Source organism: Paraburkholderia dinghuensis (assembly GCF_003837865.1).
Classification (GTDB): domain Bacteria; phylum Pseudomonadota; class Gammaproteobacteria; order Burkholderiales; family Burkholderiaceae; genus Paraburkholderia; species Paraburkholderia dinghuensis.
Map to the genome: position 1 here is coordinate 1 of NZ_RQIS01000005.1, position 24,969 is coordinate 24,969.

General features: G+C 63.5%; 27 protein-coding genes. 10 read left to right on the forward strand and 17 right to left on the reverse strand.

Features of this window, described 5'->3' with window-relative positions; translation table 11 throughout:
* From D1Y85_RS07930 to D1Y85_RS07940, 3 genes are all read left to right on the forward strand, one after another.
* Positions 1-629: aromatic amino acid lyase (locus D1Y85_RS07930; RefSeq protein WP_185218927.1), on the forward strand; the 629-nt coding region annotated here is incomplete at its 5' end.
* Positions 630-828: 199 nt separating this feature from the next.
* Complete coding sequence (locus D1Y85_RS07935) at positions 829-1,602, forward strand: hypothetical protein (RefSeq protein ID WP_246024823.1); 774 nt, start codon at positions 829-831, stop codon at positions 1,600-1,602.
* Positions 1,603-1,722: 120 nt separating this feature from the next.
* Complete coding sequence (locus tag D1Y85_RS07940) at positions 1,723-3,261, forward strand: IS3 family transposase (protein ID WP_124150515.1); 1,539 nt, start codon at positions 1,723-1,725, stop codon at positions 3,259-3,261.
* Positions 3,262-3,415: 154 nt separating this feature from the next.
* On the opposite strand, the gene D1Y85_RS07945 is transcribed toward D1Y85_RS07940, so the two are convergent.
* Positions 3,416-4,666: a phospholipase A gene (locus D1Y85_RS07945; protein WP_185218928.1), complete on the reverse strand. Its 1,251-nt coding sequence runs from the start codon at positions 4,664-4,666 to the stop codon at positions 3,416-3,418.
* Positions 4,667-4,982: 316 nt separating this feature from the next.
* Between D1Y85_RS07945 and D1Y85_RS07950 the strand changes: the two genes are divergently transcribed.
* On the forward strand, positions 4,983-5,393 hold the full coding sequence (locus D1Y85_RS07950; protein WP_124150516.1) for a Spy/CpxP family protein refolding chaperone: 411 nt from the start codon (positions 4,983-4,985) through the stop codon (positions 5,391-5,393).
* A 502-nt stretch (positions 5,394-5,895) separates the two neighbouring features.
* On the opposite strand, the gene D1Y85_RS26975 is transcribed toward D1Y85_RS07950, so the two are convergent.
* Entirely contained in the window at positions 5,896-6,138 is a 243-nt protein-coding gene (locus D1Y85_RS26975) for a hypothetical protein (protein WP_124150517.1), read from the reverse strand.
* 196 nt (positions 6,139-6,334) lie between these two features.
* Here D1Y85_RS26975 and D1Y85_RS07965 point away from each other — a divergent pair, with 196 nt between their 5' ends.
* The gene (locus tag D1Y85_RS07965) at positions 6,335-6,715 is read left to right on the forward strand and encodes an SHOCT domain-containing protein (protein ID WP_124150518.1); all 381 of its coding nucleotides are present in this window, start codon (positions 6,335-6,337) and stop codon (positions 6,713-6,715) included.
* Between the two features lie 367 nt (positions 6,716-7,082).
* Positions 7,083-7,562: a hypothetical protein gene (locus tag D1Y85_RS07970; RefSeq protein ID WP_124150519.1), complete on the forward strand. Its 480-nt coding sequence runs from the start codon at positions 7,083-7,085 to the stop codon at positions 7,560-7,562.
* A gap of 185 nt (positions 7,563-7,747) precedes the next feature.
* Here the strand turns inward: D1Y85_RS07970 and phnX are convergent, their stop codons facing one another.
* Both phnX and D1Y85_RS07980 read right to left on the reverse strand, forming a co-directional pair.
* A complete protein-coding gene (gene phnX, locus D1Y85_RS07975; protein ID WP_124150520.1) occupies positions 7,748-8,551 on the reverse strand; it encodes a phosphonoacetaldehyde hydrolase in 804 nt (267 codons plus the stop codon).
* A 64-nt stretch (positions 8,552-8,615) separates the two neighbouring features.
* Positions 8,616-9,776 (reverse strand): 2-aminoethylphosphonate--pyruvate transaminase, encoded by a 1,161-nt coding sequence (locus D1Y85_RS07980; protein WP_124150521.1) that lies wholly within the window; start codon positions 9,774-9,776, stop codon positions 8,616-8,618.
* Between the two features lie 168 nt (positions 9,777-9,944).
* On the opposite strand from D1Y85_RS07980, the gene D1Y85_RS07985 reads away from it, so the two are divergent.
* Positions 9,945-10,802, forward strand: coding sequence for a LysR substrate-binding domain-containing protein (locus D1Y85_RS07985; RefSeq protein ID WP_124150522.1), 858 nt, complete (start codon positions 9,945-9,947; stop codon positions 10,800-10,802).
* A gap of 15 nt (positions 10,803-10,817) precedes the next feature.
* Here the strand turns inward: D1Y85_RS07985 and D1Y85_RS07990 are convergent, their stop codons facing one another.
* On the reverse strand, positions 10,818-11,039 hold the full coding sequence (locus D1Y85_RS07990) for a hypothetical protein (RefSeq protein WP_124150523.1): 222 nt from the start codon (positions 11,037-11,039) through the stop codon (positions 10,818-10,820).
* A 221-nt stretch (positions 11,040-11,260) separates the two neighbouring features.
* Here D1Y85_RS07990 and D1Y85_RS07995 point away from each other — a divergent pair, with 221 nt between their 5' ends.
* The gene (locus tag D1Y85_RS07995) at positions 11,261-11,920 is read left to right on the forward strand and encodes a phosphoribosyltransferase (RefSeq protein ID WP_124150524.1); all 660 of its coding nucleotides are present in this window, start codon (positions 11,261-11,263) and stop codon (positions 11,918-11,920) included.
* A gap of 21 nt (positions 11,921-11,941) precedes the next feature.
* On the opposite strand, the gene D1Y85_RS08000 is transcribed toward D1Y85_RS07995, so the two are convergent.
* The gene (locus D1Y85_RS08000) at positions 11,942-12,238 is read right to left on the reverse strand and encodes a YciI-like protein (protein WP_124150525.1); all 297 of its coding nucleotides are present in this window, start codon (positions 12,236-12,238) and stop codon (positions 11,942-11,944) included.
* Positions 12,239-12,496: 258 nt separating this feature from the next.
* On the opposite strand from D1Y85_RS08000, the gene D1Y85_RS08005 reads away from it, so the two are divergent.
* Together D1Y85_RS08005 and D1Y85_RS08010 are read left to right on the forward strand one after the other, a co-directional pair.
* Positions 12,497-12,808, forward strand: a complete 312-nt coding sequence (locus tag D1Y85_RS08005) for a PsiF family protein (RefSeq protein ID WP_124150526.1) — start codon at positions 12,497-12,499, stop codon at positions 12,806-12,808.
* A 272-nt stretch (positions 12,809-13,080) separates the two neighbouring features.
* Positions 13,081-13,536, forward strand: a complete 456-nt coding sequence (locus D1Y85_RS08010) for a hypothetical protein (RefSeq protein ID WP_124150527.1) — start codon at positions 13,081-13,083, stop codon at positions 13,534-13,536.
* Positions 13,537-13,669: 133 nt separating this feature from the next.
* On the opposite strand, the gene D1Y85_RS08015 is transcribed toward D1Y85_RS08010, so the two are convergent.
* The 11 genes from D1Y85_RS08015 to mltG form a co-directional block, all read right to left on the reverse strand.
* Positions 13,670-14,737 carry a glycosyltransferase family 4 protein gene (locus D1Y85_RS08015; protein ID WP_124150528.1) on the reverse strand — a complete coding sequence of 356 codons (1,068 nt, stop codon included), beginning with the start codon at positions 14,735-14,737 and terminating at the stop codon, positions 13,670-13,672.
* 232 nt (positions 14,738-14,969) lie between these two features.
* Complete coding sequence (locus tag D1Y85_RS08020) at positions 14,970-16,133, reverse strand: AAA family ATPase (RefSeq protein WP_124150779.1); 1,164 nt, start codon at positions 16,131-16,133, stop codon at positions 14,970-14,972.
* A 92-nt stretch (positions 16,134-16,225) separates the two neighbouring features.
* Positions 16,226-17,623 (reverse strand): alpha,alpha-trehalose-phosphate synthase (UDP-forming), encoded by a 1,398-nt coding sequence (gene otsA / locus D1Y85_RS08025; protein ID WP_124150529.1) that lies wholly within the window; start codon positions 17,621-17,623, stop codon positions 16,226-16,228.
* A 163-nt stretch (positions 17,624-17,786) separates the two neighbouring features.
* The gene (locus tag D1Y85_RS08030) at positions 17,787-19,082 is read right to left on the reverse strand and encodes a mechanosensitive ion channel family protein (RefSeq protein ID WP_124150530.1); all 1,296 of its coding nucleotides are present in this window, start codon (positions 19,080-19,082) and stop codon (positions 17,787-17,789) included.
* Positions 19,083-19,453: 371 nt separating this feature from the next.
* Entirely contained in the window at positions 19,454-19,810 is a 357-nt protein-coding gene (locus tag D1Y85_RS08035; protein ID WP_124150531.1) for a Rap1a/Tai family immunity protein, read from the reverse strand.
* Positions 19,811-19,894: 84 nt separating this feature from the next.
* Positions 19,895-20,638, reverse strand: a complete 744-nt coding sequence (locus D1Y85_RS08040; RefSeq protein ID WP_124150532.1) for an ankyrin repeat domain-containing protein — start codon at positions 20,636-20,638, stop codon at positions 19,895-19,897.
* A 77-nt stretch (positions 20,639-20,715) separates the two neighbouring features.
* Entirely contained in the window at positions 20,716-21,501 is a 786-nt protein-coding gene (locus D1Y85_RS08045; RefSeq protein ID WP_124150533.1) for a TatD family hydrolase, read from the reverse strand.
* Between the two features lie 18 nt (positions 21,502-21,519).
* Positions 21,520-22,035: a GNAT family N-acetyltransferase gene (locus D1Y85_RS08050; RefSeq protein ID WP_124150534.1), complete on the reverse strand. Its 516-nt coding sequence runs from the start codon at positions 22,033-22,035 to the stop codon at positions 21,520-21,522.
* 114 nt (positions 22,036-22,149) lie between these two features.
* Entirely contained in the window at positions 22,150-23,178 is a 1,029-nt protein-coding gene (locus D1Y85_RS08055) for a DNA polymerase III subunit delta' (RefSeq protein WP_124150535.1), read from the reverse strand.
* Between the two features lie 85 nt (positions 23,179-23,263).
* Complete coding sequence (tmk, locus tag D1Y85_RS08060) at positions 23,264-23,884, reverse strand: dTMP kinase (RefSeq protein WP_124150536.1); 621 nt, start codon at positions 23,882-23,884, stop codon at positions 23,264-23,266.
* Entirely contained in the window at positions 23,885-24,895 is a 1,011-nt protein-coding gene (gene mltG / locus D1Y85_RS08065) for an endolytic transglycosylase MltG (protein WP_124150537.1), read from the reverse strand.
* Positions 24,896-24,969: the final 74 nt, after the last annotated feature.

Sequence of the window (24,969 nt, forward strand, 5' to 3'; positions counted from 1 at the left end):
AAGCGAACGCCGTGTCGGACAATCCGCTGATCTTCCCGGACACGGGCGAAGTGCTCTCGGGCGGCAACTTCCACGCCGAGCCGGTGGCGTTTGCCGCCGACAATCTCGCGCTCGCGGCCGCCGAGATCGGCGCGCTGGCCGAGCGGCGCATCGCGCTGCTGATCGACGCGACGCTCTCGGGGTTGCCGCCGTTCCTCGTGAAGGACGGCGGAGTGAACTCGGGCTTCATGATCGCGCATGTGACGGCCGCGGCGCTCGCCTCGGAGAACAAGACGCTCGCGCATCCGGCTTCGGTCGATTCGCTGCCGACGTCGGCGAACCAGGAGGACCACGTATCGATGGCGACGTTCGCCGCGCGCAAGCTCGCCGACATCGCGGAGAACACGGCCAACATCCTGGCGATCGAACTGCTCGCCGCGGCGCAGGGCGTGGACCTGCGCGCGCCGCATCCGACGAGCCCGGCGCTCGCCCGCGTGATGCAGGCCGTGCGCAGTGAGGTGCCGCACTACGATCTCGACCGCTATTTCGCGCCGGATATTGCGGCGATCGCGCGGATGGTGCAGGGCGGGGCGATTGCGGCGCACAGTCCGTTCGGGTTCGCTTCAGAGCAATCAGCGCTTCACGGCTGATAAAGCAGCATTCCTGATTAAAGTCCGGATCGCGCCGCACCGCTGCAGCGGTCGAGAATCGGATCGATGCGGCGGAGGCCGACGGGTTAAACGCGGAGGGCGTTGATCCAGCCGCTCCCGTGCCCGGCGCGCCGCGTCGCTTGACCTGCTCGTTTCCTTTTGGAAATTGCGACGGGGCGCGTTTGTATCCAGACCAGCGATGGCCGGAAGCTGGTATAGAAGATCCATTGCCGATTCCAGCCCGCGCTGCGCGGCTGGAACGACGAGACGGAGATACCCGATGCGAAACGCGATAACGCTGTCCCGTTCGGCCGCAGTATTCGTGGCGGTTGCAGGTGCCGCCGCTTGCTGCGTCAATCTTCCGGCGGCCGCCGCTGGGGTGGAGCCGTTTGCCTGGCCCGCAACCCTCGCGCCATTCGGAAACGGATACCCGAAGCCGGGAGACAGATGTCGCCGGCTCGGCGAATCGCCCGCGACTTCGGCGTTTCTGGACCACACCGCGACGCTGGTGGGTTGTCCCGGGCCCAGCGATAGCGAGAGTGCGCAAGCGATCGTTCACGGCGAACACGGGCGCGTGGTCGGAGAAGCCGAGGGCGTCACGCTGATTTCAATTCCGAATGAAGGCAACCATGCGGACGGCACGTCGCCGGCTGCCGTTCCGGAGCACGGCTATCAGTCAGGTGTGACCGGGACGCTGCGCTGCGCACTGCGGGCGGAACAACGGATGCGTCTATGTCGATTCGACCTTGCGCGTCACGACGATCGCACGGTGGCCGTCGTGGTCCACCTGCCGGGTGGCGGGACGCGGGCGATTTTCTTCGGTCCGGATGGAACGGTCGTTGGCGTCGGGCGGACAGCCGTGGATCGGCCTGTGCGTGGAAACACAAGCGCCAGAAAGACGGGGAACGTCAATCTGATCTTTATTGGCCGGGAGCGGTATGAGGTGCGCGACGAGGTGATTTACGGAGAGTGATGCTTGGGCTGATCCTTTATTTAACATAATACAAATTATCGAACTTTTACTTGTTACGGCTTTTTTGAAATGTCCGGTTCGGGGGTGCGGCGGAATTCCTGGACTATCAGGAGCTAGTCCATGTATTCGTACGAAGAGCGCATCCGAGCGGTCAAGCTCTACTTGAAGCTTGGAAAGCACCTTACCGCGACCGTTCGTCAATTAGGCTATCCCACAACGAAATCGCTCGAACGTTGGTATCACACGTACGAGCGATGCCTGGATTTGCCGAGGGAACGTATTTGCGTGAGGCCGCGCTATTCCGCAGAACAAAAAAAGGCGGCCACGGACCACTATATGAGCCACGACCAGTGTCTGGCAGCAACGACAAAGGCCTTGGGATATCCGGGACGCGGGACGCTCGTCGCCTGGCTCGACGAGATGCATCCTGAACGAAAGAAACGCGCTCTCGGGAAGACTTCGGGTGTCCGGTACGCACCAGAGTTCAGGCAGACAGCAGTCATCGATCTGTGCACTCGACGAGAAAGCGCTGAGGAAGTTGCTAAAAAAATTGGCGTGAGCCGCCCAACGTTGTACAACTGGAGACATCGGTTACTCGGTCAGGAGGCTGTTCCAGTCATGACACGCCGCAACGACCCGCCGCAGACCTCCGAGAAAGCGACGCTGGAGCAGCAGGTCGAATCACTCCGACGAGACATTCGGAAGCTCCAGATCGAACACGACATCCTGAAGAAGGCCAATGAAATATTAAAAAAAGGCCTGGGCGTCGACCCGCAACTCCTGACGAATCGGGAGAAGACGGAGCTGGTTGATGCCCTGAAACAGACTTACACGCTGCCGGAGAGCTTTTCTGAATTGGGGCTCGCCCGTAGCTCCTACTTCTATCACCGGGCGCGGATACAGACTGCCGACAAGTATGCTGATGTGCGCGTTGCCATTGCAGATATCTTTGAACTGAATCACCGCTGCTACGGATATCGCCGGGTGCGTGCGGCACTTGGCAAGCAGAAAGTCTTCATCTCGGAGAAGGTCGTTCGGCGCTTGATGAAGCAGGAACATCTAAGCGCGGCCACGACGAGGCGACGTCGATACGGCTCCTACGCTGGAGAAATCGGTCCTGCCCCAGATAACCTTATCAACCGGAATTTCCAGGCCGCAGCACCGAATGAAAAGTGGCTCACGGACATCACGGAGTTCCAGATTCCTGCCGGCAAAGTCTATCTGTCGCCGATCATTGACTGCTTCGATGGGCTTGTGATCAGTTGGTCAATCGGTACGCGACCAGATGCCGAGCTTGTGAACACGATGCTCGATGCTGCCATCGAAGCAATAGGCAGTAGCAACAACCGACCTGTCGTCCATTCAGATCGCGGTGCGCATTATCGCTGGCCGGGCTGGCTTACCCGAATACGTGAGGCCAATCTGATTCGTTCAATGTCGCGCAAGGGCTGCTCGCCCGATAACGCGGCGTGCGAAGGCTTCTTTGGACGGCTGAAAACAGAACTGTTTTACTCTCGGGACTGGCAGGCCATCAGCACCGACCAATTCATCGAGGCCGTTGACTCGTACATTCGCTGGTACAACGAGAAACGGATCAAGATCTCGCTTGGCGCACTCAGTCCGATCGAATACCGAGAGAGCCTCGGGCTGACGACATAACCCAGTCCAGGAATTCCGCCGCACCCCCAGATCGGACATCTGTATCTGGCCATGACATTGTCGGTGGGTTGCTGAGGCGTGATGGACCGCTGGCTCAGGCCAACAACGCGTGCGTAGAGCCATCAGCACCAGCAACGCTGATTGAACCCATGTCTTAACGCGACACGGCGAAGCCAATTCGCGCGGCCCAGCGGTGCTTGTTGTAATCGAGAAGATCTTCGCCATAGCCATTGAAGTAATTGAGAAACAGATATCCGCCCCATGCACTGCTGAACAGCTTGCCTAGCGGGTATGTCAATTGTGCATCGACGCTTCCATAAGTCGATTTCGTGCCTTTTCTCAAGGTGGTCGCGAGCTGCCAGCCATCCGGACTGCCGTACTTGATCAGCAGATCGACATAGCCGCGGTAGTCGGCGATATTCGAATTCGTGTCCTGGATGTGTTCGTACCAGTAGACTTTTGGGGCAATGCTCAGGTGGTAGGCATTGATGTCACCGAAATCCCAGATCGGCTTCACGTACAGGATGTCGATGCCGCGCGATCCGGCACCGGCGGTCCCGTTCGACTCGTGCTCGTAGCCCGTCTCGATGCCCATCCGGGTGAACCAGTTGGTCCTCCACCGGGTGTCCTCGATGTAGTAGAAAAGCGCGGGCTTATAGCTCGTATCGTGAAACGGTGCGGAATATTCGCGGATATCCCAGAGCGAAGTCTGCGTGTAGGCAAAATAGAGGTTGTCGAGAAAACCGCGTGAGCGCGGATCATCGGGCAACACGAGACGGAACTTGAAGCTGAGCTGGAATTTGGCAAGACCTTCGCCATCCGAGTCCCAGCCATCGGCGAAGTACATGGGTTCGTAAAACGAAAGCCGCCCGGAGATGAATGTGCCGAGGTCCGGTCCTAATGTATTCCGCGGCGGCGGCGCGGCCGTGGCTGGCATCATCGCAGCGAGCGCTTCGTTGCCGGACGTCGTTGCTTGGGGCGTCCCCGTGCCTTGCGCTACCGGAGCCTGCGCAGCCGGTGCCGCGCTCGCCGTGGCAGTGTGTCCCGGTACGCGCGTGAGCAGCACGAGCGATGGCGATACATCGATACCGGGCACATCGACACGCAGCGTCCCGCGCGCCCATTCGGGCCAGGCCGCGCTGTAACGCACTGCCTTGATTTCACCCTCGCCCAGTTGCAGATGCTCGGGTGCCCCGGCGTCTCGCGTGAGCACCACGGTCCGCGGCAAAGCTTCGCCGTTCGTCAACGTAATGCTTACCGTGGGCGGGACATCGATCGAACTGCCCGAAGGTGCATCACCCGAGTACACGATCGTCACCGAAAGCAGCTCATCCGAGCGCGCTTCGCGTGGCGGACGCAGAACGGAGACGGCGGCGTCCACTGCGGTGGCGTACCCTGCGGCCATCGCCAATGCGAGTGCGGCGCACCCTGCCCAATGCCAGCGAATCCGGGCCCACGAAACAGATCTGAAACGGCCTTCCCTGTGGATTACCGATCGAATCAACACGTGGCCTCCTTTTGTTCCGATGTAATGCTTACCTCGATGTGAACCCATCGGAATGCCTGCACGCATGGTGCATCGTGCGTTCAATACCCGTGCTCGTTACTTTGCTACGCGCCGGACTCGCAAATTGAATTGTCCGCGCGGACTGCTATGATCAATTCAATGCTCCGTGGACCCGTGGAGCCGTTGCTGGTGACCGTTTTTCGCGAGAACTGTCATGAAATGTATCCTGGTTGCTGCGATGCTGCTCTGTACGTCGACATGCTGGGCACAAGCAAGTCCCGCCGCTTCCTCGCAACGACACGTTGAGACCGTCGAAGAGCACATAAAGGCTCTCCATTCGGAGCTCAAGATTACGCCGGCGGAAGAAGATAAATGGGCCAAAGTGGCGGACGCCATGCGTGCCAACGCCAAAGCAATCGACACACTCCTTGAGCAACGGCACGAAAACGCGGAGAAGGAAACAGCGATCGAGAACCTGCGTTCGTGGGCCGAGCTAGCCCAAGCCCACGCAGACGGCAGCAAGGCGCTACTCGCCGCATTCGAGTCGCTTTATACGGACATGCCCGACGCACAGAAGAAAGTTGCGGACGACGCATTCCGGCCAGCGGAACCCCACGCGAAATAAACTTCCGCCAGATCACCGCAGATTCTGCACCCTCGCGGACACGGCGAAGCCAACGTAGGGGAAGCGCAATGTTGAAGCAACGCCTGATACGGTCGGGATTCGTCTCTGCTCTCGTGATGCTTGGTGCTCTGCATTGCGCGCAAGCCCGGGTCAACGTGAGTGTGGGTATTGGTTTTCCGGGGGTGTTTTACGCGCCACCGCCGCCGCTCATCATCGCTCGTCCTGTGCCCTACTGGGCGCCTCCGGTCATGTATAGCCGGTGGGGCCATCCGGCCTGGCACGGACGGCCAGTTCATATGGTTCCGCGGCATGGTCCGCCGCCGGGTTGGGGCCATCCGCGGCGTTGGCACTAATCACGCGAGCGCGATCGACATGCCTTGCGGATGTTCTGCGATGCCATGGGTTATCCGGCTCTGGAAGCATGCAAAAACGTTTCAGCAAATGAAATCAGTGCCTGATCCACGCGGTAGAAAAATGCGCATCGCGTGGATAACCGATTTCATCAACGCTCTCTGCTGACTTTTCCTGTGGCATGCAAATTCGCCTCGCATGCATCGTGAGAAAAACGCACGGACGAACGCTGGGCGATTCGGATGTCTGCGATTACCGACGCCAATGACAAAGCGAGCGTCCGTTCGTACAGGACAACAGCTTCAAACAGTATCTGATACGCCGGGATCAATGCGTCAAACGCCGTACCGCGTTTGTCGACGTTGCGCGCTTGATGATGCTGTTGCGCCCGCATTGATAGAACTGGTTTTTGGCAGATTCGTATCCACGCGGATCGACGTTGTCAGTCTGCTACACCGCGATATGCCGCCATCGCGGCATGGTTGCTGTGCACGGTACCGCACACGCAATCGATCGAAATACGCCTTGTGCGCAGATAATGCCGTTGCAGGACCCGACTGGTTTCCTCACGCATCCAACGGAGAAGAAGCATGATCCTCACAAATGGATTTACGTTTCCAAACTTCATAATCGATGTATTTTCGATCTTCATGTTCATCTTGTGGTTCTGGTTGTTCATTACGATCACAAGTGACTTGTTCCGCCGGGACGACATATCCGGATTCCTGAAAGTCATATGGGTAATCTTTCTGATCTTGCTCCCCTACATCGGCATTTTCGCTTACGTGCTTACGCAAGGCCGCAAGATGGCCCTTCGCAACGAAGACCGCGCACGAAAAGCACGCGACGAGTTGCGTCAGGTCGTTGGCTTTAGCGCGGCAGATGAAATCGAGAAACTGGACCGACTGAAATCGACCGGGTCGCTTACGGACGATGAGTACAGGCGCCTTCGCGCAAAGCTCTTCGATTAACTGCCATCTGGCCGTTCATGAGCGTTGGGTAATGGAGGCGGGAGCAAACCGGCGACGTACTCAGACGGTCATTCAGGACGTCACACAACAGCGCGTTGCACTGTTAGCCCCGACCAGCACGGTCCTGCCCGCGGTTAGTCAGAGCGGGGACCGTGCAGCCCTTTTCCTCATTGTGTCGCTTGCTGGCTCGCAAAAGGGCTTTGTTGATCGCATTACCGCTTTCGTGCGCACGCTGCGTCCTCCCCTGAAGCCCCCATCGTCCTCGCCCGTGCGACGTTAAAGAGTCGAAAGCGATCTGCCGTAAACGGACTAGTTGACGCGATTCCGCCTGGTGGCGGTTCGCAAGTTCTGCTACTGGGAGGCCGTAATGAGCGCAAGAGATCAGCACAAGACCTGGAAAATCCGCACGGTAGCGATGAGTCTCGCAACCATCATCTGCGCGCCTTGCGCCGCCGTTGCCGCGAGTGGTGGCCAGATCTTCTTCGCGGGTATGATCGTTGCGCCGCCGTATAGCATCGCAACAGCGTCCGGAACCTCCTCCGCCGCTGCCACCACCGCAGGCGCCGGCCAATCGGGGCCCGCAACGGCGACCGTCACGTTCGCAGCCGAACCGGCCAGTCCGCCCTACGCCGAAGTCACACTGGCGACGATGCAGCTTGCGAGCACCGGAAACGGTTCGAAAGCGGCCAGTCCGTTCGTGGAGAAATTCGCGGATGGCAATGGCCACCGGCTGACGCCTGACCAGTCGGGCACTTATCACCTCGGTGCCTCGGGCGGCACGCTCCAGATCAAGGCCCCGGACTCCTCCGCACAAACGCCCGTAATCGTAGTGACCAGCTACGATTAACGCATCCGTTCGGTGCCAAATGGCTCGGGGACGGCCCTGCCGACCCTGAGCGTCAAGGCCTTCAACGGGCCGGTTAATCGCTTTGCCGACCTTCCGCTGCACGAGGTAAGCCGCGACAAATCGTGCAACGCGGCCCGAATGCAAAAGAAAGCGCGCCTTTCAGGCACGCCCTTCCGCCGCGCAGCTTAGGGACGCTCGCCGCGAGCAAGCCGGCCTTCGATCTCGCTCACAACCGGCAGCAAGTCGGCCACGCTGTCGATCACATAGTGGGCACCCGCCGCGCGCAGACGTGCGACAGCAGCTTCGCGGCGGCGTGCGAATACTTCGGGCGGGAGCGCGCGAACTTCGTCCTCGGTCATCCCGAATGCATTGCCGCTCACGGCGACGCCCACCGCCCACGTTCCGGCGTTGATGCCCTCCTCGATGCCGACCTCGGTGTCGTCCACCTTGATCACATCGCGTGCGCGCCACACGCCCAGTTGCGGCAGCGTGTGGTAGATCATGTACGGCGACGGCCGGCCTTCGGGCGTGTCACCGGTGCAGACGATGCTGTCCGCCACGAAGCCCTGCTCTGCCGCTCCCGGCACGATCTTGTCGATGATCTCGCGCGTGTAGCCCGTGGTCGAACCGATGCGGATGCCTTCGGCACGCAGTGCGGCCGTCACGGCGGCCACGCCCGGGATCACGTCGCTGTACTGCGCCGCCACCGCGATGTTCTTCGGCACGAACACGTCGTAGACCGCGTCGATGTCCGCGTCCGCCGGCGCGTGACCATGACGTGCTTCCCACGCCCTGGCGACGCGCGGCAGCGCCATCAGCGCCGCGATGTGCGGACGCTTGGCCATGCCCATCGGACCGCGCGCTTCGTCGATCGTGATCGGCACGCCGAACTCCTCGAAAGTCTCGACGAAAGCGCCCATCGGTGCGCGCGAACCATAGTCGACCACCGTGCCCGCCCAGTCGAAAATCACTGCCTTGACGTGTTTCATTGCCTTATGTCCCGCGAATAATCTACGAAAAGAGGAACCTGCCCTGCCGACTGACGGCAGGCGTTCACGCCGCGAGCGCTTCGCGCGCGCCGAGCGATGCGGGCGCCGGTGCCGCGTTCGCCACCCCGAGCGTGGAAAGCGCATTGCCGCAGGCTTCAATCACGCGCCGCATCACACTTTCGTCGAGTGCGCCGATGCAGCCAATACGGAAGCTCTCGACCGTGGTCAGCTTGCCCGGATAGATGATGAATCCTTGCGCCTTCATCAGTTCGTAAAAGCGCTCGAAGCTGAAGGCGGGATCGGCAGGCGAAAAAAACGTAACGATGATCGGCGAGCGCCACGGTTCCGTGAGCAGCGGCTCGAAGCCAAGTGAGCCCATGCCCGCGACGAGCACGTCGCGATTTCGCGCATAGCGCGCGAGGCGCGCCGGCTGACCGCCTTCGAGCGTGTGCAGCCGAAGCGCCTCGATGAATGCCGCAACGGCGTGCGTCGGCGGCGTGAAGCGCCACTGGCCAGTGCGATTCATCACGTCCCACTGGTCATGGATATCGAGTGCGAGCGAATGGCTGTTGCCCTTCGCGTCGCGGAGCACGTCTTTTTTCGCGATCACAAAGCCAAAACCGGGCACGCCTTCGATGCACTTGTTTGCCGACGAAACGAACGCGTCACACGGCAGTGTGCGCACATCGAGCGGTATCGCGCCGAATGCGCTCATGGAGTCGATCAGGAGGCGGCGGCCGAGGCGCTGCGTGATCTCGGCGATTTCCTCGATCGGGTTCAGGATGCCGGAACTCGTCTCGCAGTGGACCACGACGACATGCGTGATATCGGCGTTCGCGATGAGAATGCGTTCGACGTCGGCGGCCCGCGGCGGCAGATAATCGCCGGTGTCGTGGACGGTGTGGCGGCGGCCCAGATAGCGCAACGTCGTCGCCATGCGCTTGCCATACGCGCCGTTCGCGAGCACGAGCGCGTGGCCGTCGCGTGGCACGAAGCTGCCGAGCATCGCCTCGACGCAATAGCTGCCGCTGCCCTGCAGCGGCACGCAGTCGTATTCGCCGTTCGTGTCGCCTGCGATGTCCAGCAGGCCGCGGCGCAACCGGGCCGTCATTTCACGAAAGTCGGCGTCCCACGATCCCCAGTCGCGCAGCATCGCCTCTTTCGTCGAGGCGGCCGTCGTGAGCGGGCCAGGGGTCAGCAGGTACGGATCGGCCGGGGTCGTCATGCACTTGCTCCTGTCGATCGCACCGCGTTCTTTGGCACCGGGTGCGATCCCATACAAAGTTAGTCGGGATTCAGCATCGAACGCCGACACGCTACCGAAAATGGCAGCATCGGTAAAATCGATATAATCGATGACCATATAAGTCAAACTTATTGATCCGGATTGCCCATGCAATACGCCCAGTTACGCGCTTTTCATGCGGTCGCCGAGCACGGTGGCTTTTCGCGCGCCGCGCAAGCGCTATCGCTCACACAGCCAGCCGTATCGGATCACGTGCGGCGGCTGGAGCAGGATTTCGGGGTCAAACTGTTCGAGCGTGCGCCACGCGGTGTCGAATTGACCGACCTCGGGAGGCGCCTCTTTGCCGTCACGCGGCAGATGGTCAGTTGCGAACGCGACGCCCGGCGCCTGCTGGAAGCGGCGGGCGCGCTGGAGTCGGGTGAGCTGTCGCTGATCGCCGATGCCCCCGACCTTGCCATGAAACTGGTCGGCGCGTTCCGGCGGCGCTATCCGGGCGTCGTGATCAAGCTGTCGATCGCGAACGCGACCGAATGCATGCGGCGCGTGCTCGCGAGCGAAGCGGATGCAGCCGTCACGGCGGCACACCAGGTCCACAGCCGCCTGCAGACACGCGTGTTGCGCGAGGAGCCACTCGTGGCGGTCGTGCCCGCCGACAGCCCGGCCGCCAGGAAGCGCCGCATGACCTACGAGGAACTGGTGCGCGAGCCGATGGTGTTCCGCGAAGCGCAATCCGTGACGCAGCAACTGCTCGAGGCCGAACTGGTGCGCAAGGGGCTCCAGGTGCAGCCGGTGCTTTACGTCGACGGACGCGAGGCGCTGCAGACGGCCATCGCCCAGGGCGTGGGTGTCGGCGTGATCGCACACACGGAGTTCGGCGAATCGCCGCGTATCCGCATGATTCCCCTCGCGGACTGCCAGGTGCGTATGGTCGAATCGCTGACGAGGCTCGCCGATCAGTCGTCGTCGAACCTGCTCGACGCCCTCTTCGCGACCGAACTCGACTGAGCGCCGCGCGCCGCCTCAGGTCACGACGATGTTGGTGCCGATCGCATGCAGGAGGTCGCGCAGCGTCTCGGCGTCGTGCATGCGCGTGCCGTATCGCAGATCGATGCGCAGTGCGCGACCCGCAATGCCGTCGACGGGCCGCGAGAGCCACAACTCCACGGCGAGCGCGCGCCCTTCTGGCTGACCGACGGCAGCCGGTTCGACGACACATGGCTTGAAACAGGCGGATTCGGACATGGCGTGGACCTCGTTCTCGACAAAGCGCGGTGCCATCGTACCGGCAGGCGCTTGCCCCACCAAACAACGAATTCGCGTTTGCAAATGACGGCCGTGCCTCGCCAGGTGCGGCGGCTGCGCCGACGTCAGAGCGAACCGATTCCGACGGCATCCCCTCTTTTTCCCGCCGGACGGCGCGCTGCGTGGCAAACTGGTCGGATCGCTCCACCCGGGAGCCGCTCATGGAACGTCCATTCACCGATCGCCGCGAAGCGGGCCGGATGCTCGCGCAATGCCTTGGCACCTACGCGGGGCGGCGCGATGTCGTCGTGCTCGCACTGCCGCGCGGGGGCGTGCCGGTCGCATTCGAGGTGGCGGCCGCGCTCGGCGTGCCGCTCGACGTGCTGCCCGTTTGCAAACTTGGGGTGCCCTGGCAGTCGGAACTCGCGATGGGCGCGCTGTCCTCGAACGGCGCGCAATTCGTCGACGAAGCGCTGGTGCACGAAACCGGTGTGAGTGCGGCGCAGTTGCAGAGCGCCATCGCCACCGCCCGTATCGAACTGGGCCGCCGCGAGTTGCGCTACCGCGGCGAGCGACCGCCCACGCCGGTGGCGGGGCGCGTGGTGCTCATCGTCGACGACGGCATCGCGACAGGTGCTTCGCTGAAAGCCGCCGCCCGCGCGCTGGCGAGCCGCGGTCCGGCACGCATCATCGGGGCGATGCCGGTTGCGCCTGCAGGCGCACGGGCGCGTCTTGGCGCCGCCATCGACGATCTCGTGTGCGTGCACGTCCCCATGCAGTTTTACAGCGTCGGCCAGTTCTATCTGGACTTCGACCAGGTCGACGACGAAACCGTGCGCGACCTGCTCGACCGGGCCGCAAGCGGCACGGACAACGCCTGACGCCCTGCGCGCCGCGCTGCCTCAGCGCACAGGATTCGCGGCTTCATCGCCCACGACCGTCTGCCACGGCCGCACGCGCCAGCTTTTGACGAGCCCTGCCAGGACGTAGGGATCGGCGCGCGCGAAGGCCTCGGCGGCGGCGGGCGAATCGCTCTGAAAGAGCAGCAGCGCGCTGTCGACGGGCTCGGCCACCGCCCCGGCGAGCAGGAGTTCCCCGCGCGATACGGCCTCCCACGCTAGTGCGAGATGCGCGTTGCGGTGCGCCGCGCGCCGTTCGAGATAGTCGTCGACCAGTTCATACATCAAGAGCCAGTGCATCGTTTCCCTCCCGCGGATCGGGGGCTGCGCGCATGCCGCTTGCTTGCCGTCTGCTGTCGTTCGCTTGTCTCCGTCCGTCACGGTTTGACAATGCTTGACACTGCGAGCCCGATAAGTCGCATTGTGCCGTCAACCGCGGACGTCGCGATGCCGTTTTTAGGGCAGCTTTGCCAAAATGGTCGCGGCAATGGGCCGGAAAAGCGCGTCAGGCCTGCGAGCACGACTACCGACGACGTCGAAATCCTATGGGAGTGAGCTATGAAGATTCAATCCGCTATCGCTGCAATCGTGCTGGGTGGCGTGCTGGCCGCACCGGCATTCGCACAAACTGCCGCTCCGGCGGCCGCCCCGAACAGCCAGCAGGACAAGATGAAGGCGTGTAACGCGCAGGCGGCCGACAAGAAAGGCGACGACCGCAAGGCCTTCATGAAACAGTGCCTCTCGGCGGGCGGCGCGGCGCCGACGATGACGCAGCAGGAACGGATGAAGGCGTGCAACGTTCAGGCGGCCGACAAGAAAGGCGACGATCGCAAGGCCTTCATGAAGCAGTGCCTCTCGACGAAGAGTTAAGCAGCAACGCAAGCAAGACGAACGGCGGCCCCAGGCCGCCGTTTTTTATGGGCGAGCGCGTTGAATAGCCCTGGCTGCGGTGAACGTGCCGGGCGATACCCTCGCCTCGTGCAACGCCCCGGGTGTTTTCCCGCACTGTCTGCGGGCCCTGCTCGAACGGGCCGTTTTTCTCCTATGATGGCGCAAGCGGCGACCCACTTCAGACGACACCACACGAACGCCATCGGGCCGCCTTTTGTCGTTGATGCCACAGGCATCGAACGGAGGCGCAGATGGCATGGAGACACAAAAATCGCTGGTTTCGCCGGTGGCTGCTGGTGACGGTGTTCTGGCTCGTGCCGGTGATGGTCGTCGCGGTACGCGAAGCCCAGGACGAAATGGCGTACAACCGCGAGGACCTGCAGCGGGCCCTGGCGACATGGACGTTCAGCGCCGCCGATCGCGATGCCGGCGCGCCGTTGCGCTGTCGCGGCACACCGGATGCGGCCCGCGCGTCTGGTTGTCCAGCGGATGTGCTGGCCGCGAATGCCGCCCGTCGTCAGCAAGCGCTCGACGAGTACGCCCAGCGCCGCTCGACGCTGGCCGTCTATCTCTGGGATGCGTTCGTCGGCTACTGGGTCGCGCCAATGGCGACGCTGCTCTGCGTGGGCATCGTGATCGGTGGGATCCGGCGCGCACTGCGGCACCCGAATCCGAAACCGGAGCCGAAGCCCGCGCCAGAGCACTGATGCCGCGGCTGCGGGGTGTCATCGCGACGGCCCGTGCAGCGGCACGCTGCATGCGCGGCTCGTAACCCGTCGGCATCAGTACGAAAATCGCGCGTCTGAATCTGCGATGCGAGAAGCGTGCTCGCGTGCCGCATCAACTCGCGGACGTGTCGATCACCTTGAAACGCGAGCGTTTGCTCGCGCGGATCACCGCCTGATAGAGGTCCACGTACTGCTGCGCCATGCGCCGCGACGTAAAGCGCTCCTCGAAACGCCGCCGCACACCGGCACGCGGCACGCGCGCGATGCGGTTCACCGCAGCCACAGCGCCGATTTCGTCTTCGACGATGAAGCCCGTCACGCCCTCGTCCACCACTTCCGGCACGGCGCCGCGATTGAACGCGATCACGGGTGTGCCGCACGCCATGGCCTCGATCATCACGAGGCCGAATGGCTCCGGCCAGTCGATCGGGAACAGCAGTGCATGCGCGCCTGAGAGGAACTCGGCCTTCTGGGCGTCCGTAATCTCGCCGACGAACTCGACGTCCGGCTGGGCGAAGAGCGGCTTGATCTCGCGCTCGAAGTACTCGCGGTCGGCCTCGTCGACCTTCGCGGCGATGCGGATCGGCAGCCCGCAGCGCTGCGCGATGCGGATCGCCGTATCGACGCGTTTTTCCGGCGAGATGCGCCCGAGAAATGCGAGGTATCGTTGCTCGACGGGCTGCGGCGTATAGAGGTTTTCGGGCAGGCCGTGATAGACGGTGCCGAGCCATTTGGCCTGCGGCAACGGCTGACGTTGCGCGTTCGAGATGGAGATGACCGGTGCGGTATCGAATGTGTCGAAGACCGGCTGCTGTTCCGGCAGGTCGAGCCGGCCGTGAAGCGTCGTTACGAAAGGCGTGTCCTGGCGCTTGAAGACCGAAAACGAGTAGTAGTCCATATGGAAATGCAGCACATCGAACCGGTCGGCCTGACGGCGGACCATCTCCATGAGCAGCATGTGCGGCGCGATCCGGTCGCGAATGCCCTTGTCGAGCCGCAGCGCCTGTGGCCAGACGGGCTCGAGCTTTGCGCGCGTCACGGAGTCGCCGCTCGCGAATAGCGTGACGTCGTGACCGAGGTCGACCAGTGCTTCGGTGATGTACGAGACCACGCGCTCGGTGCCGCCGTAGAGCTTGGGCGGAACGGATTCGGTCAGCGGGGCGATTTGCGCAATTCTCATCCGGCATCTCCGTTGGTCGGGGGTGTGCGGTCCGGCGCTGTGTCGCCGGGTCCTGCCGCTTCGGTGCGCCTCATTGTAAGGCAATGCGGAAACCGTCCATCAGAGATGGATTACCCGCTCACCAGAAGCCGATGCGGGCGTCGTACGATCCGGTCATTCTTCTACAAGCTGTGAGCCCGCGCCGTAGGTCTTTCAATTGCTATCCGGACTTACACGTCGATACATCGCGCGCTCAACGCGTGAGCCACTTCCAGGGCGGCACGTCGAGCGCATCGGCATCAGCGAGCACCGTCGCGCCGAGCTTGCGTTCGAGCACGATCGACTGGCTCCCCGCCTCGCGCTCAAGCGCCGCCACGAGACGCGTCGCATGCGATACCACGAGCACCTGCGACTGGCGCGAAGCCAGCGCGATGAGCCGGGCGAGCGACGGCAGCAGGTCCGGATGCAGACTCGTCTCCGGTTCGTCGAGCACGAGCAGTGCGGGCGGCCGCGGGCTCAGCAGCGCCGCCACGAGCAGGAGATAGCGCAGCGTCCCGTCCGATAATTCGGCGCCGCGCAACGGCCGCAGCAGCCCTTCCTGGCGAAGCGCGACCTCGAAGCGCCCTTGGTGATTGACGATCTCGACGCGCGCGCCTGGAAAGGCATCGCCGACCGCTGTGTCGAGCGCCGCGCCGTCACCGATCTCGCGGATGGTCTGCAACGCGGCGGCCAGATTCGCGCCGTCGTCGGCGAGCACCGGCGAATGCGTGCCGATCTGCACCTGGCGCGCGGGTGCGAGTTCGTCGGTGCGGAAATGGTCGTAGAAGCGCCACGAGCGGATCTGTTCACGGACGGCGATCATTTCCGGCGCGCCGCGCGGGTCGGCGTACTCGGTCATCATGCTGTCGAAACCCGCGACGGGCTGCGCGAGCGTCATCCACTCGCCCGATTCGGCGCGCACCCGGATCATCGGCCCCTGTCGATCGACGAGCAACGCCGAGGGCCTCAGGATCGGCCCGCTCCAGATGCATTCGCGCTTGATCACCGGATCGAGCGAGAACTGCGAGCTCGACGAAATCGGCAGGCCAAGATCGATGGCGTAACCGAACGCATCGCCCGCGAAGCCGAGTCGCAAGCTCACGGCGTCCTTTCGCACGGTGCCCTCGACCGGCGCGTCGCCCGCCTCTACCGCCCGCGAAAAACGCTCGGGGCCGGCCCAGAGCGTCGATTGCAGACCACCCTCGCGCGCGAGCGACGAAATCACGCCGCCGCGCGCCGTGAGCGCGAGCAGGCGCAGCGCGCGGTAGAGATTCGATTTGCCGCTGCCGTTCGGACCCGTTACGACGTTGAGCGGTCCGAGCGGCACGATGATCTCGCGCAGCGAGCGATAGTTGGCTATGGCGAGCGTGGTGAGCATGGGTCGGTAAGGCATGGGAGCGGGAGCTGACGCAATCGCGGCAATCATACGCAATCACGGGCGTTGAATGTCCAATGCGACGTTCAACGCGCTCAATGTGGCTTTGGAACGTTGCCCAGGTCGCGCAGGAAGCTGTCGCGCCACACGCCGAGATTGTTGCGTCGCAATGCTTCCATGTTGGTCTCATAGCGCGCCTGGCGCTCGGCGAGTGGCATCGACAGTGCGCGCTGCAGCGCCTCCGACGTACCCGCCGCGTCGTGCGGATTTACGAGCAGCGCGCCGGTTAGTTCGCCGGCTGCGCCCGCGAAAATGGACAGCACGAGCACACCGGGATCACGCGGATTCTGCGCGGCGACGTACTCCTTGGCGACGAGATTCATGCCGTCGTGCAGCGGCGTGACGTAGCCCACCTGCGACTCGCGAAAGAGCGACATCAGTTCTCCGTGGTCGTACTGCTGGCTCAGATAGCGGATCGGTGTGTAGTCGAGACCAGAGTAGCGGCCATTGATGCGCCCCGCTTCGCGCTCCAGTTCCTCGCGAATCCGTTTGTAGCTCGCGACGTCGGAACGCGTTGGCGGCGCGATCTGCACGAGCGTGACCTTGCCGCGCCATTCCGGCTCGCGTTCGAGCAACTGTTCGAACGCGTGAAAGCGCTCCACGAGTCCCTTCGAATAGTCCAGCCGGTCCACGCTCATGATGAGCTTGCTTCCCTCCAGACTCTGCTCGAGGTCGATCACGTGCTGGCGGTTTTCGTAACGCGCGGCCTGTTCGGCGATCTCGTCGGGGAACACACCAATGCGGTAGACGCCCGTGCGCAGCTTGCGGCCGAAGGCTTCCACGCGGGCGGACTCGCCGTCCTCGAAGACCTCGCCGCGCGCGTTGCGCACTATGTAGTCGTGGAACGCCAACTGGTCGTTGCGTGTCTGGAATCCGATCAGGTCGTAACAACACAGCGACCGGACCAGTTCCTCGTGCGGCGGAATCGTCTGCAACACCTGGGGTGACGGGAACGGAATGTGCAGGAAGAACCCGATGCGGTTTTCGACGCTCTCTGAGCGCAGCGCCTCGGCGAACGGGATCAGATGGTAGTCGTGGACCCAGATGTTGTCGTCGGGGCGAATCAGATTCACGAGCTTGTGCGCCAGCCACGCGTTCACGCGCCGGTAGCCCGCATACTCGTCGCGTTCGTAGTGCGCGAGGTCGTTGCGGTAGTGAAAGACGGGCCACAGCGTGGCATTCGAAAAACCGCGATAGTACTGGTCGTAGTCCTTGCGCGTGAGGCCGATGGTCGCAAAGGTGACGGAGCCGTCCAGAACGAGCGATGGCCCGGCATGGGCAACGGACTCGCTCACGACATCCCCGCTCCACCCGAACCAGATGCCGCCGTCGCCCTTCAGCGCGCCGAACACGGCGACGGCCAGGCCGCCGGCGGATTCTTTCGTCTGTGCCGGCGTTGCCACGCGGTTCGACACGACGATCAATCTGCCCATCTATGCGTTCCTCCGCTCGTGACGCGTGCTAACTCGTGCTTCTGCGTGGACCATTCGCTCCGTTCGCTCGCCGTTCCTGCACCAGACGTACGCGATGCCACCCGCGCTTCGCGCATCGTCGCTGACCGTGACGATACCGCCCTCGCGCACATGTGCCCGGCTGCTATCCCGCGGACCGCCGTGTGCCTTTTACGGCATCACCGGCGGGAGCCGTTGCCGCGTGATCCGGTGAATCCTTCGTCTTCTCCATCGCCTGCATGGCGACGCTGGCCTCCACAGTCCGCTCCCCGCCGCCAGTCACCGGATCGGCCTCCGTGTTGGCCGCCGTGCTCGATGCCGCTGGCTGCGCGGGCCGGCTCGTCCGTCCCGGCAACTCGCTCGCACTGCTCTCCAGATCCGCCGACATCTCAGCGCGCGTCCTCGGCAGGAATTGCGGATACTGCGCGTTCACGAAGCCGAGCAACCCTTCGCGCACGCGGCAGCGCAGATCCCAGGCCAGCCCCGAATCCCGCGAACTGACCAGCACACGCAACTGCATCGCGCGCTCATTGGCGTCGGTGACCTGCAGCACCTGCACGCGACCATCCCACTCGGGCGCATTCGTAACGATGCGCGTCAGTTCCTCGCGAAGCGGCGCGAGCGGCATGCGGAAATCGAGCCACAGGAACACGGTCCCGATGATCTGCGAGCTGCTACGCGTCCAGTTCGCGAACGGATTCTCGATGAACCACTGCAACGGCACGATCATGCGCCGCTGGTCCCAGAGCCGTAGCGAGACGTACGTACCGGTGATTTCCTCGACGCGCCCCCACTCGCCCTGAATCACGACCACATCGTCGAGCCGGATCGGTTGAGTGAGCGCGATCTGCAACCCGGCGATCATATTGGCAAGCACGGGCCGTGCCGCGATACCGGCGACGAGACCGGCTACGCCCGCCGACGCGAGCAGGCTTGTGCCGAACTGCCTCACGTTCGGAAAGTTCATGAGCGCCGCGCCGGTGCCGACGATCATGATCAGCCCCATCACCGTGCGCGCGAGCACGCGCGCCTGGGTGTGGATGCGGCGGGCCTGGAGGTTATCGGCGGCGTCGAGCGGATGGGCCGCGATGATCGTCTCGCCGATGGCGGCCGCGCAGCGCAGCGAAAGCCAGGTGATGGAAGCGATGAGCGCGACGGCGGTGAGTTCGCGCAGGCCGGAAATGAAGCGCAGCGTGTCGAGCGCCTGCGACAAGACGAACTGGAGCGCGAAAATGACGAGGACGGCGAGCGCGGGGAGACGAATACTGCGCAGGAACACGCTCACGCGCGGATACGGCAGCGCGACGCGGCGCAGCACGCGCGAGCCGAGCCAGTGGGTGGCAGTCGCAACGGCGAACGCGACGGCACCGACGACGAAGGTACCGTGCCAGGTCTGCAGCGAGGTGTCGGCGACGAGCGAGAGAGCGTCGATGGTCTCCATCTGCAGCCTGTTCCTCCTGAGCGTGGGGGCGACTCGTGGAAGCGGCCCTGGCGCAGGCCCGCGGCCGAAACCAGCGTGCTGTCACGTACCACCGCGACGTGCCACAACGGCCTGCCGCGCGTGAGCGTGACGAGGCGCGCCGGGCGAGCTGCAACGTCGCGCGCCTCGCTACACTTTCTGCTTCACGGCCATGCTTTGCGTCCGTGCTTCACGTCCCTATTTCGCCGATCACCCGGCGCGCCATTTACAGCAAGCCGCGCCGAAAAGCGGACGGTGTCGGCCATTCGCCGCGCAATCCCCGTCATGCGAGGTCTTTCAAAGTCCCGAATCAGCCGGTCACGCGACCGGCCGATCAGGCAACGTGACGGGACTCAGTTGCCGGCCTTGCAGGGGAACGCCTTCCCGAGTCCGAGCGAGACCGCCGTGCTCGCGTTATAACCCGCGACGTTCGGGTTGTCGGCGATGTACTTGCGTACCGCGTCGGTGAGCTGCGCCGAGCGCGCGTCCGGCGGCAGGCAGAAGTACTGACCGACGCGCGGCCCAGTCGTACCGCCGATTGCGTCGATTGTGTTGAACACCCCGTCAGCGGCACCTTCGATGTAGGCCGCACACGCAGCGCGCGAGGCGACGTCGGTCTTCATGCAGAGCCGGTTGAGGTCGCCTGCCGTGAAGGCAAATGCCGAAATCGGCAACACGAGCGCACCGGCGCAAATCAGAGCCCGCAGCATGGTTCTCCTTGTTCGTTACGTGTGGTGTGGCGCCGCGTTCCAGGTTCAGCGGGCCGCCGGCCGGTCTGGACGCCGACGATCTCGTTATTTTGCACTGTTTTGCGGCGCCGCCGTGTTACCGGCCGGGGCGCCCGATTGTGCCATCCGCGCGGACAAGCCCTTGATTGCGTCAGGCGCCTTGTACTGTTTCGCGAAATCGAGCGCGTTCATGCCGATCTGGTTCTTCGCGCTGACGTCCGCGCCGTTGTCGAGCAGCAGCTTAAGCGTCGTCATGTGATCGCCTCGCGCGGCCATCATGAGCGGCGTCGTGCCATTGGGCGACTGCGCGTCGACGAAGGCCGAATGTTCGAGCAGCAACTTGACGACGTCGTCGTTGCCATTCGCCGCCGCGTAATGCAGCGGGGCCCAGCCTTTCTTGTTGACTTCGGCACCCTTCGCGATGAGCAACTTCGCGAGATCGAGGTCGCCGTTGAGCGCGGCCAGCATGAGCGCGTTTTCACCCGCCCGGTCCTCAGCTCCAACCTTGGTGGCCGGATTGTCGAGCAGGAGGGCGGCCACCTTATCGGACTTCTCGCGTGCGGCGATCACGAGGAGCGGCATGCCGTGATCGTCGGTGGCGTTCGGATCCTGACCCTTGGCGAGCTCTTTCGCGATGCTCTTGTCGTCGTCGAACTTGACGGACTTCACGACCGAGTCGATCGACGCGGCGTGTGCGGGCACGGCGGCCAGCAGCGCGGCACTCACGGCACAGGCGAGCGCGGCGCTCACACGCCGCACGGACGCGGCACGAACGGAAGAGACGGCGGGCAAAAGCGGTTTCGAGTTCATGTCAAACCTTAACTTTATTCGGTATGTTGCTGATAGCAGACGATATTGCCAGCTTGCAGGCGCCAGAAGACGCCCGATCAAACCGCCGCCGGAATCTTGAAGAGCCGGAAGAAGTTCTGCGTGGTAGCCGCGCCGAGTTCGGCATCGGTCATCCCGCGCTGCTGCGCAATGAATCTTCCGACATGGCTCACGTACGCAGGTTCATTGGGTTTGCCCCGATATGGCACTGGCGCAAGGTAAGGCGAGTCGGTTTCGATCAACAGACGCTCGATCGGCACCCGGCGCGCGACCTCCTGGACATCGGTCGCGCTTTTGAACGTCACGATGCCCGACAGCGAAATGTAGAAGTTTTGCGCAAGCGCGCGCTCGGCGATCGGCCAGGGCTCGGTGAAGCAGTGCATCACGCCGCCCGGCACGCCTGCCCGCTCCTCCTCCATGAGGCGCAGTGTGTCGTCCGCGGAAGCGCGCGTGTGCACGATCAGCGGCTTGCCCGTGGCGTGCGCAGCACGAATATGGGTGCGAAAGCGCTCGCGCTGCCATTCCATGTCGGCGATGGTGCGCTCGCCAAGGCGATAGTAATCGAGCCCCGTTTCGCCGATCGCGACCACCTTGGGATGGGCAGCCAGTTCGACCAGTTCGGCGACGGTGGGCTCCTTCGCGTCCTCGTGGTCGGGATGCACGCCCACCGAAGCGAAAACGTTCTCGAAGCGATTCGCGATGTCGAGGACCGAAGGTAGTGTCTCGAGATCGACCGAAACGCACAGTGCGTGCGTCACAGCGTGCGTACGCATGTTCTCGAGGACCTGCGGCAGGCGATCGCCGAGGCCTTCGAAGTTGATGTGGCAATGTGAATCGACAAACATGGGTAGTCCTGCGCGGGTTCAGGCGGCGGCCGGCGCGGCGTCGAGCCGCTTGCCGAGGATGACGAGATCGCGCTCGACACCATCGAGTACGGCGACGCGCGGCAGCGTCCCCCACACGGCAAAGCCGAAGCTGCTGAAAAGCCGCATGCTCGGCTCGTTGTGACCGAACACGAAACCGAGCACCGTGTGGATGTCGAGTCCCGGCGCGGCCTCGATGGCGGCGGCCAGCAACTGGCGGCCAAGCCCCTTGCCGCGCGCGGCCTCATCGAGGTAGATGCTGACCTCGGACGTGTGCCGGTACGCCGGACGTCCGTAAAAATCGGAGAAGCTAAGCCATGCGATCACGCGGCCACCCTCTTCGACCACCCACAGCGGCCGCTTCGCGGGGCCGTGCGCCTCGAACCAGTGCAGGCGGCTTTCGACGCTCACCGGCTCCAGATCGGCCGTGACCTGCCGCGACGGCACGGTCGAGTTGTAGATCTCGACGATCGCGGGCAGATCGTCGAGGGTGGCATCCCGGTAAGCAAGGCTCATGGTGATCAGAATTCAGAATTCGGATGGGGCCGGCCGCGCTTCAAAGGGCGCGCGGCCGGCTGGGTCAGTCAGGTCTGGTTATACAGCCTCGGCGGCCTCGGGTTCAGACGAACCTCAGGCAAACATTTCACGATAGCCGAGAAACAATTCCTCGAACACAAGGCGCGCGTTCAGCGGATGGTTCTCGACGGCGCGCTGGCGCGTGACGGCCTTCAGATAGCGGGCGAGCGCGGGAGCGTCAATCTTCGCGGCGCAGCGCGCGAGCGCGGCGTTCGCTTGAGGAAAATAGCGCGGGCGGCCCGCAGTCCGTTCGGCGAGGAGGTCGTAGACCCAGCGCTGCAGCCAGCCGAGCACGAGCGGCACCGGCAGTTTCTGCAGCGTCTCGCCGCACGCGAAGGCGTCGCACCCGGCGCCCGCCGACAGTTGCGCAATGGTCCAGTCGCGCAACGGGCGGTTCTCGTCGTTGGCGAGCGCAAGTGCGGCCAGCGGTGCGCCGCCCGCCTCGGCAAGTACGTCGGCCATACCCTGCGCGGCGAGCCATGCAGTTGCAGCCTCGGGCGCGGGTGTGCCCATCGGCCACTGGCGGCAGCGGCTGATGATGGTCGGCAAGAGTCGGTCGATGCGCGCGCTAACGAGCAGGAACACGACGCCCGCTGGCGGCTCTTCGAGTGTTTTCAGCAGGGCATTGGCAGCGGCCACGTTGAGCGCCTCGGCCGGATACAGCACGACTACGCGCATGCCGCCGCGATGCGAGCCGACGCCCGTAAAGTTGAGCAACGCGCGCACCTGCTCGATACGGATTTCCTTGCTCAGCGTGCGGCTTTTCTTGCCGTCGTCGTCGCCCTTTTCGGCTGCCTTCTCGTTGTCCTCGGCAGCGGCCGCGCCAACCTCGGCTCCCAGCGCCTCGGGTACGACGATGCGGTAGTCGGGATGATTGCCCTGGTCGAACCAGTTACACGCGGGACAGGTGCCGCACGGCTCGCCGTTGGGCTTCGGCGCTTCGCAGAGCAGGCCCTTCGCGAGGTGCTGCGCGAAATGAAGCTTCCCGATCCCCGCCTGACCGTGCAGCAGCAGTGCGTGCGGCCAGTGGCTACGCAATTGCTGAAGACGCTCCCAGTCTACCGTCTGCCACGGATAAATCATTTTTTATCAATCAGTTAGTCGACAAAACCAAGAGTTGAGCCGAGGTTTACATCGAGACATAAATTCGTCAAATGATGATTTTAAATCAAAGTCTTGCAATGATTTTCTCAAGTTGTTTGCGAATTTCATCGATGCTCTGACTCGAATCGATAATCGCAAACCGGTGCGGCGCCTCTTCGGCCCGGCGCAGATACTCCCCGCGCGTACGTGTAAAGAAAGCGTCCGTCTCGCTCTCGAAACGGTCCGGCTCGCGCGCGGCACCACGGCGTTCGCTGGCCGTATCGGGCGGAATGTCGAACAGCACCGTCAAGTCGGGCTGGAAACCGCCCTGCACCCACCGCTCCAGGGCCTCCAGCTTGTCGCGCGGCAATCCGCGGCCGCCGCCCTGGTAGGCGAAGGTGGCATCGGTGAAGCGGTCGGAGAGCACCCAGTCGCCGCGCGCGAGCGCCGGCTCGATGAGCTGCGCCAGATGTTCGCGGCGGGCCCCGAACATCAGCAGCGCCTCGGTCTCGAGGTCCATCGGCTGGTGCAGCAGGATCTCGCGCAACGTTTCGCCGAGGGGCGTGCCGCCCGGCTCACGCGTCATGACCACCGTATGCCCGCTCGGGGCGAGCTTTTCGACGAGCTTGTCGCGGAACCAGGCGAGATGCGTGGTCTTGCCCGCGCCATCGATGCCCTCGAACGTGATGAATCGGCCCCGCGCCATTTACTGCCCCCGGATGTATTTGTCGACAGCCTTGTTGTGGTCGACGAGATTGTCGGAAAAGACACTGCTGCCATCGCCGCGCGCCACGAAATACAGCGCGGTGGTCGGTGCCGGGTTCAGTGCCGCCTGCAACGACGCGGCGCCCGGCAGTGCGATGGGCGTTGGCGGCAACCCAGCGCGCACGTACGTATTGTAAATAGTGTCAGTTCTCAGATCGCGTTTGCGCAGGTGCCCGTCGTAATCGTCGCCGAGCCCGTAAATTACAGACGGATCGGTCTGGAGCGGCATGCCCGCACGCAGCCGGTTCGAAAATACCGCGGCCACGAGCGGCCGGTCGCCCGCCCGGCCGGTCTCCTTCTCGATCAGCGAGGCGAGCGTCAGCGCCTCGTACGGCGACTTCACCGGCAGCCCCGGCGCGCGCGCGGCCCATGCCTCGGCGAGGCGCGTTTGCATTAACCGGTAGGCGCGGCGATACACATCGAGATCGCTCGAATTCTTGTCGAACAAATAAGTGTCAGGGAAAAACAGGCCCTCGGCGTTGCCTGTGGGCACAGCTGGCGCGCCTATCGCGGCCAGGATTTCGGCGTCCGTCATGCCGATGCTGTCATGGCGCAGCGCCGGATTGGCATTGAGTTCGGTGCGCATGCGCTTGAATGTCCAGCCCTCGATGATCGTCGCGACGTATTCGTTGACGTCTCCGAGCGCCATCTTCTGCAACACCTGATACGGCGTCACGCCGAGCTTGAACTCGTAGTTGCCGGATTTCAGCTGGCTCTGGAGGCCCAGTACGCGCGTCATCAGCACGAACAGTTCGGTCTGGACCGGCACGCCGCCGCCGCGCAGCTGCGCCGTGACACTACGCACGGAACTATGCGGCTTGATGGTGACATCGAGCTGCTCGGAGGCGAGATCGACAGGCGTATTGGCCCAATGCCAGACACCCGCCACGGCGCCGGCGCCAAGCACGGCAAGCGTGGCGGCGGCAACAAGGCATTTCTTCAGAAGGGACATGCGGAACACGGCTCAGGATGACCTCATATAATAACTGCTCGCTCTCGCCAAAGTCAGGATTGACTGTTACCCGA

Coding starts and splice junctions, on each gene's coding strand:
- D1Y85_RS08050 (WP_124150534.1), bottom strand. CDS start 22,035: ATGAGCCTTGCTTACCGGGATGCCACCCTCGACGATCTGCCCGCGATC.
- D1Y85_RS26975 (WP_124150517.1), bottom strand. CDS start 6,138: ATGCGGGCGCAACAGCATCATCAAGCGCGCAACGTCGACAAACGCGGT.
- D1Y85_RS07950 (WP_124150516.1), top strand. CDS start 4,983: ATGAAATGTATCCTGGTTGCTGCGATGCTGCTCTGTACGTCGACATGC.
- D1Y85_RS08035 (WP_124150531.1), bottom strand. CDS start 19,810: ATGCTGCGGGCTCTGATTTGCGCCGGTGCGCTCGTGTTGCCGATTTCG.
- D1Y85_RS08020 (WP_124150779.1), bottom strand. CDS start 16,133: ATGCTCACCACGCTCGCCATAGCCAACTATCGCTCGCTGCGCGAGATC.
- D1Y85_RS07985 (WP_124150522.1), top strand. CDS start 9,945: ATGCAATACGCCCAGTTACGCGCTTTTCATGCGGTCGCCGAGCACGGT.
- D1Y85_RS07965 (WP_124150518.1), top strand. CDS start 6,335: ATGATCCTCACAAATGGATTTACGTTTCCAAACTTCATAATCGATGTA.
- D1Y85_RS08005 (WP_124150526.1), top strand. CDS start 12,497: ATGAAGATTCAATCCGCTATCGCTGCAATCGTGCTGGGTGGCGTGCTG.
- D1Y85_RS07940 (WP_124150515.1), top strand. CDS start 1,723: ATGTATTCGTACGAAGAGCGCATCCGAGCGGTCAAGCTCTACTTGAAG.
- D1Y85_RS08045 (WP_124150533.1), bottom strand. CDS start 21,501: ATGTTTGTCGATTCACATTGCCACATCAACTTCGAAGGCCTCGGCGAT.
- otsA (WP_124150529.1), bottom strand. CDS start 17,623: ATGGGCAGATTGATCGTCGTGTCGAACCGCGTGGCAACGCCGGCACAG.
- D1Y85_RS08000 (WP_124150525.1), bottom strand. CDS start 12,238: ATGCACTGGCTCTTGATGTATGAACTGGTCGACGACTATCTCGAACGG.
- D1Y85_RS08055 (WP_124150535.1), bottom strand. CDS start 23,178: ATGATTTATCCGTGGCAGACGGTAGACTGGGAGCGTCTTCAGCAATTG.
- D1Y85_RS07980 (WP_124150521.1), bottom strand. CDS start 9,776: ATGACGACCCCGGCCGATCCGTACCTGCTGACCCCTGGCCCGCTCACG.
- tmk (WP_124150536.1), bottom strand. CDS start 23,884: ATGGCGCGGGGCCGATTCATCACGTTCGAGGGCATCGATGGCGCGGGC.
- mltG (WP_124150537.1), bottom strand. CDS start 24,895: ATGTCCCTTCTGAAGAAATGCCTTGTTGCCGCCGCCACGCTTGCCGTG.
- D1Y85_RS07945 (WP_185218928.1), bottom strand. CDS start 4,666: ATGGCCGCAGGGTACGCCACCGCAGTGGACGCCGCCGTCTCCGTTCTG.
- D1Y85_RS07970 (WP_124150519.1), top strand. CDS start 7,083: ATGAGCGCAAGAGATCAGCACAAGACCTGGAAAATCCGCACGGTAGCG.
- D1Y85_RS08030 (WP_124150530.1), bottom strand. CDS start 19,082: ATGGAGACCATCGACGCTCTCTCGCTCGTCGCCGACACCTCGCTGCAG.
- D1Y85_RS07995 (WP_124150524.1), top strand. CDS start 11,261: ATGGAACGTCCATTCACCGATCGCCGCGAAGCGGGCCGGATGCTCGCG.
- D1Y85_RS08015 (WP_124150528.1), bottom strand. CDS start 14,737: ATGAGAATTGCGCAAATCGCCCCGCTGACCGAATCCGTTCCGCCCAAG.
- phnX (WP_124150520.1), bottom strand. CDS start 8,551: ATGAAACACGTCAAGGCAGTGATTTTCGACTGGGCGGGCACGGTGGTC.
- D1Y85_RS08010 (WP_124150527.1), top strand. CDS start 13,081: ATGGCATGGAGACACAAAAATCGCTGGTTTCGCCGGTGGCTGCTGGTG.
- D1Y85_RS07990 (WP_124150523.1), bottom strand. CDS start 11,039: ATGTCCGAATCCGCCTGTTTCAAGCCATGTGTCGTCGAACCGGCTGCC.
- D1Y85_RS07935 (WP_246024823.1), top strand. CDS start 829: ATGGCCGGAAGCTGGTATAGAAGATCCATTGCCGATTCCAGCCCGCGC.
- D1Y85_RS08040 (WP_124150532.1), bottom strand. CDS start 20,638: ATGAACTCGAAACCGCTTTTGCCCGCCGTCTCTTCCGTTCGTGCCGCG.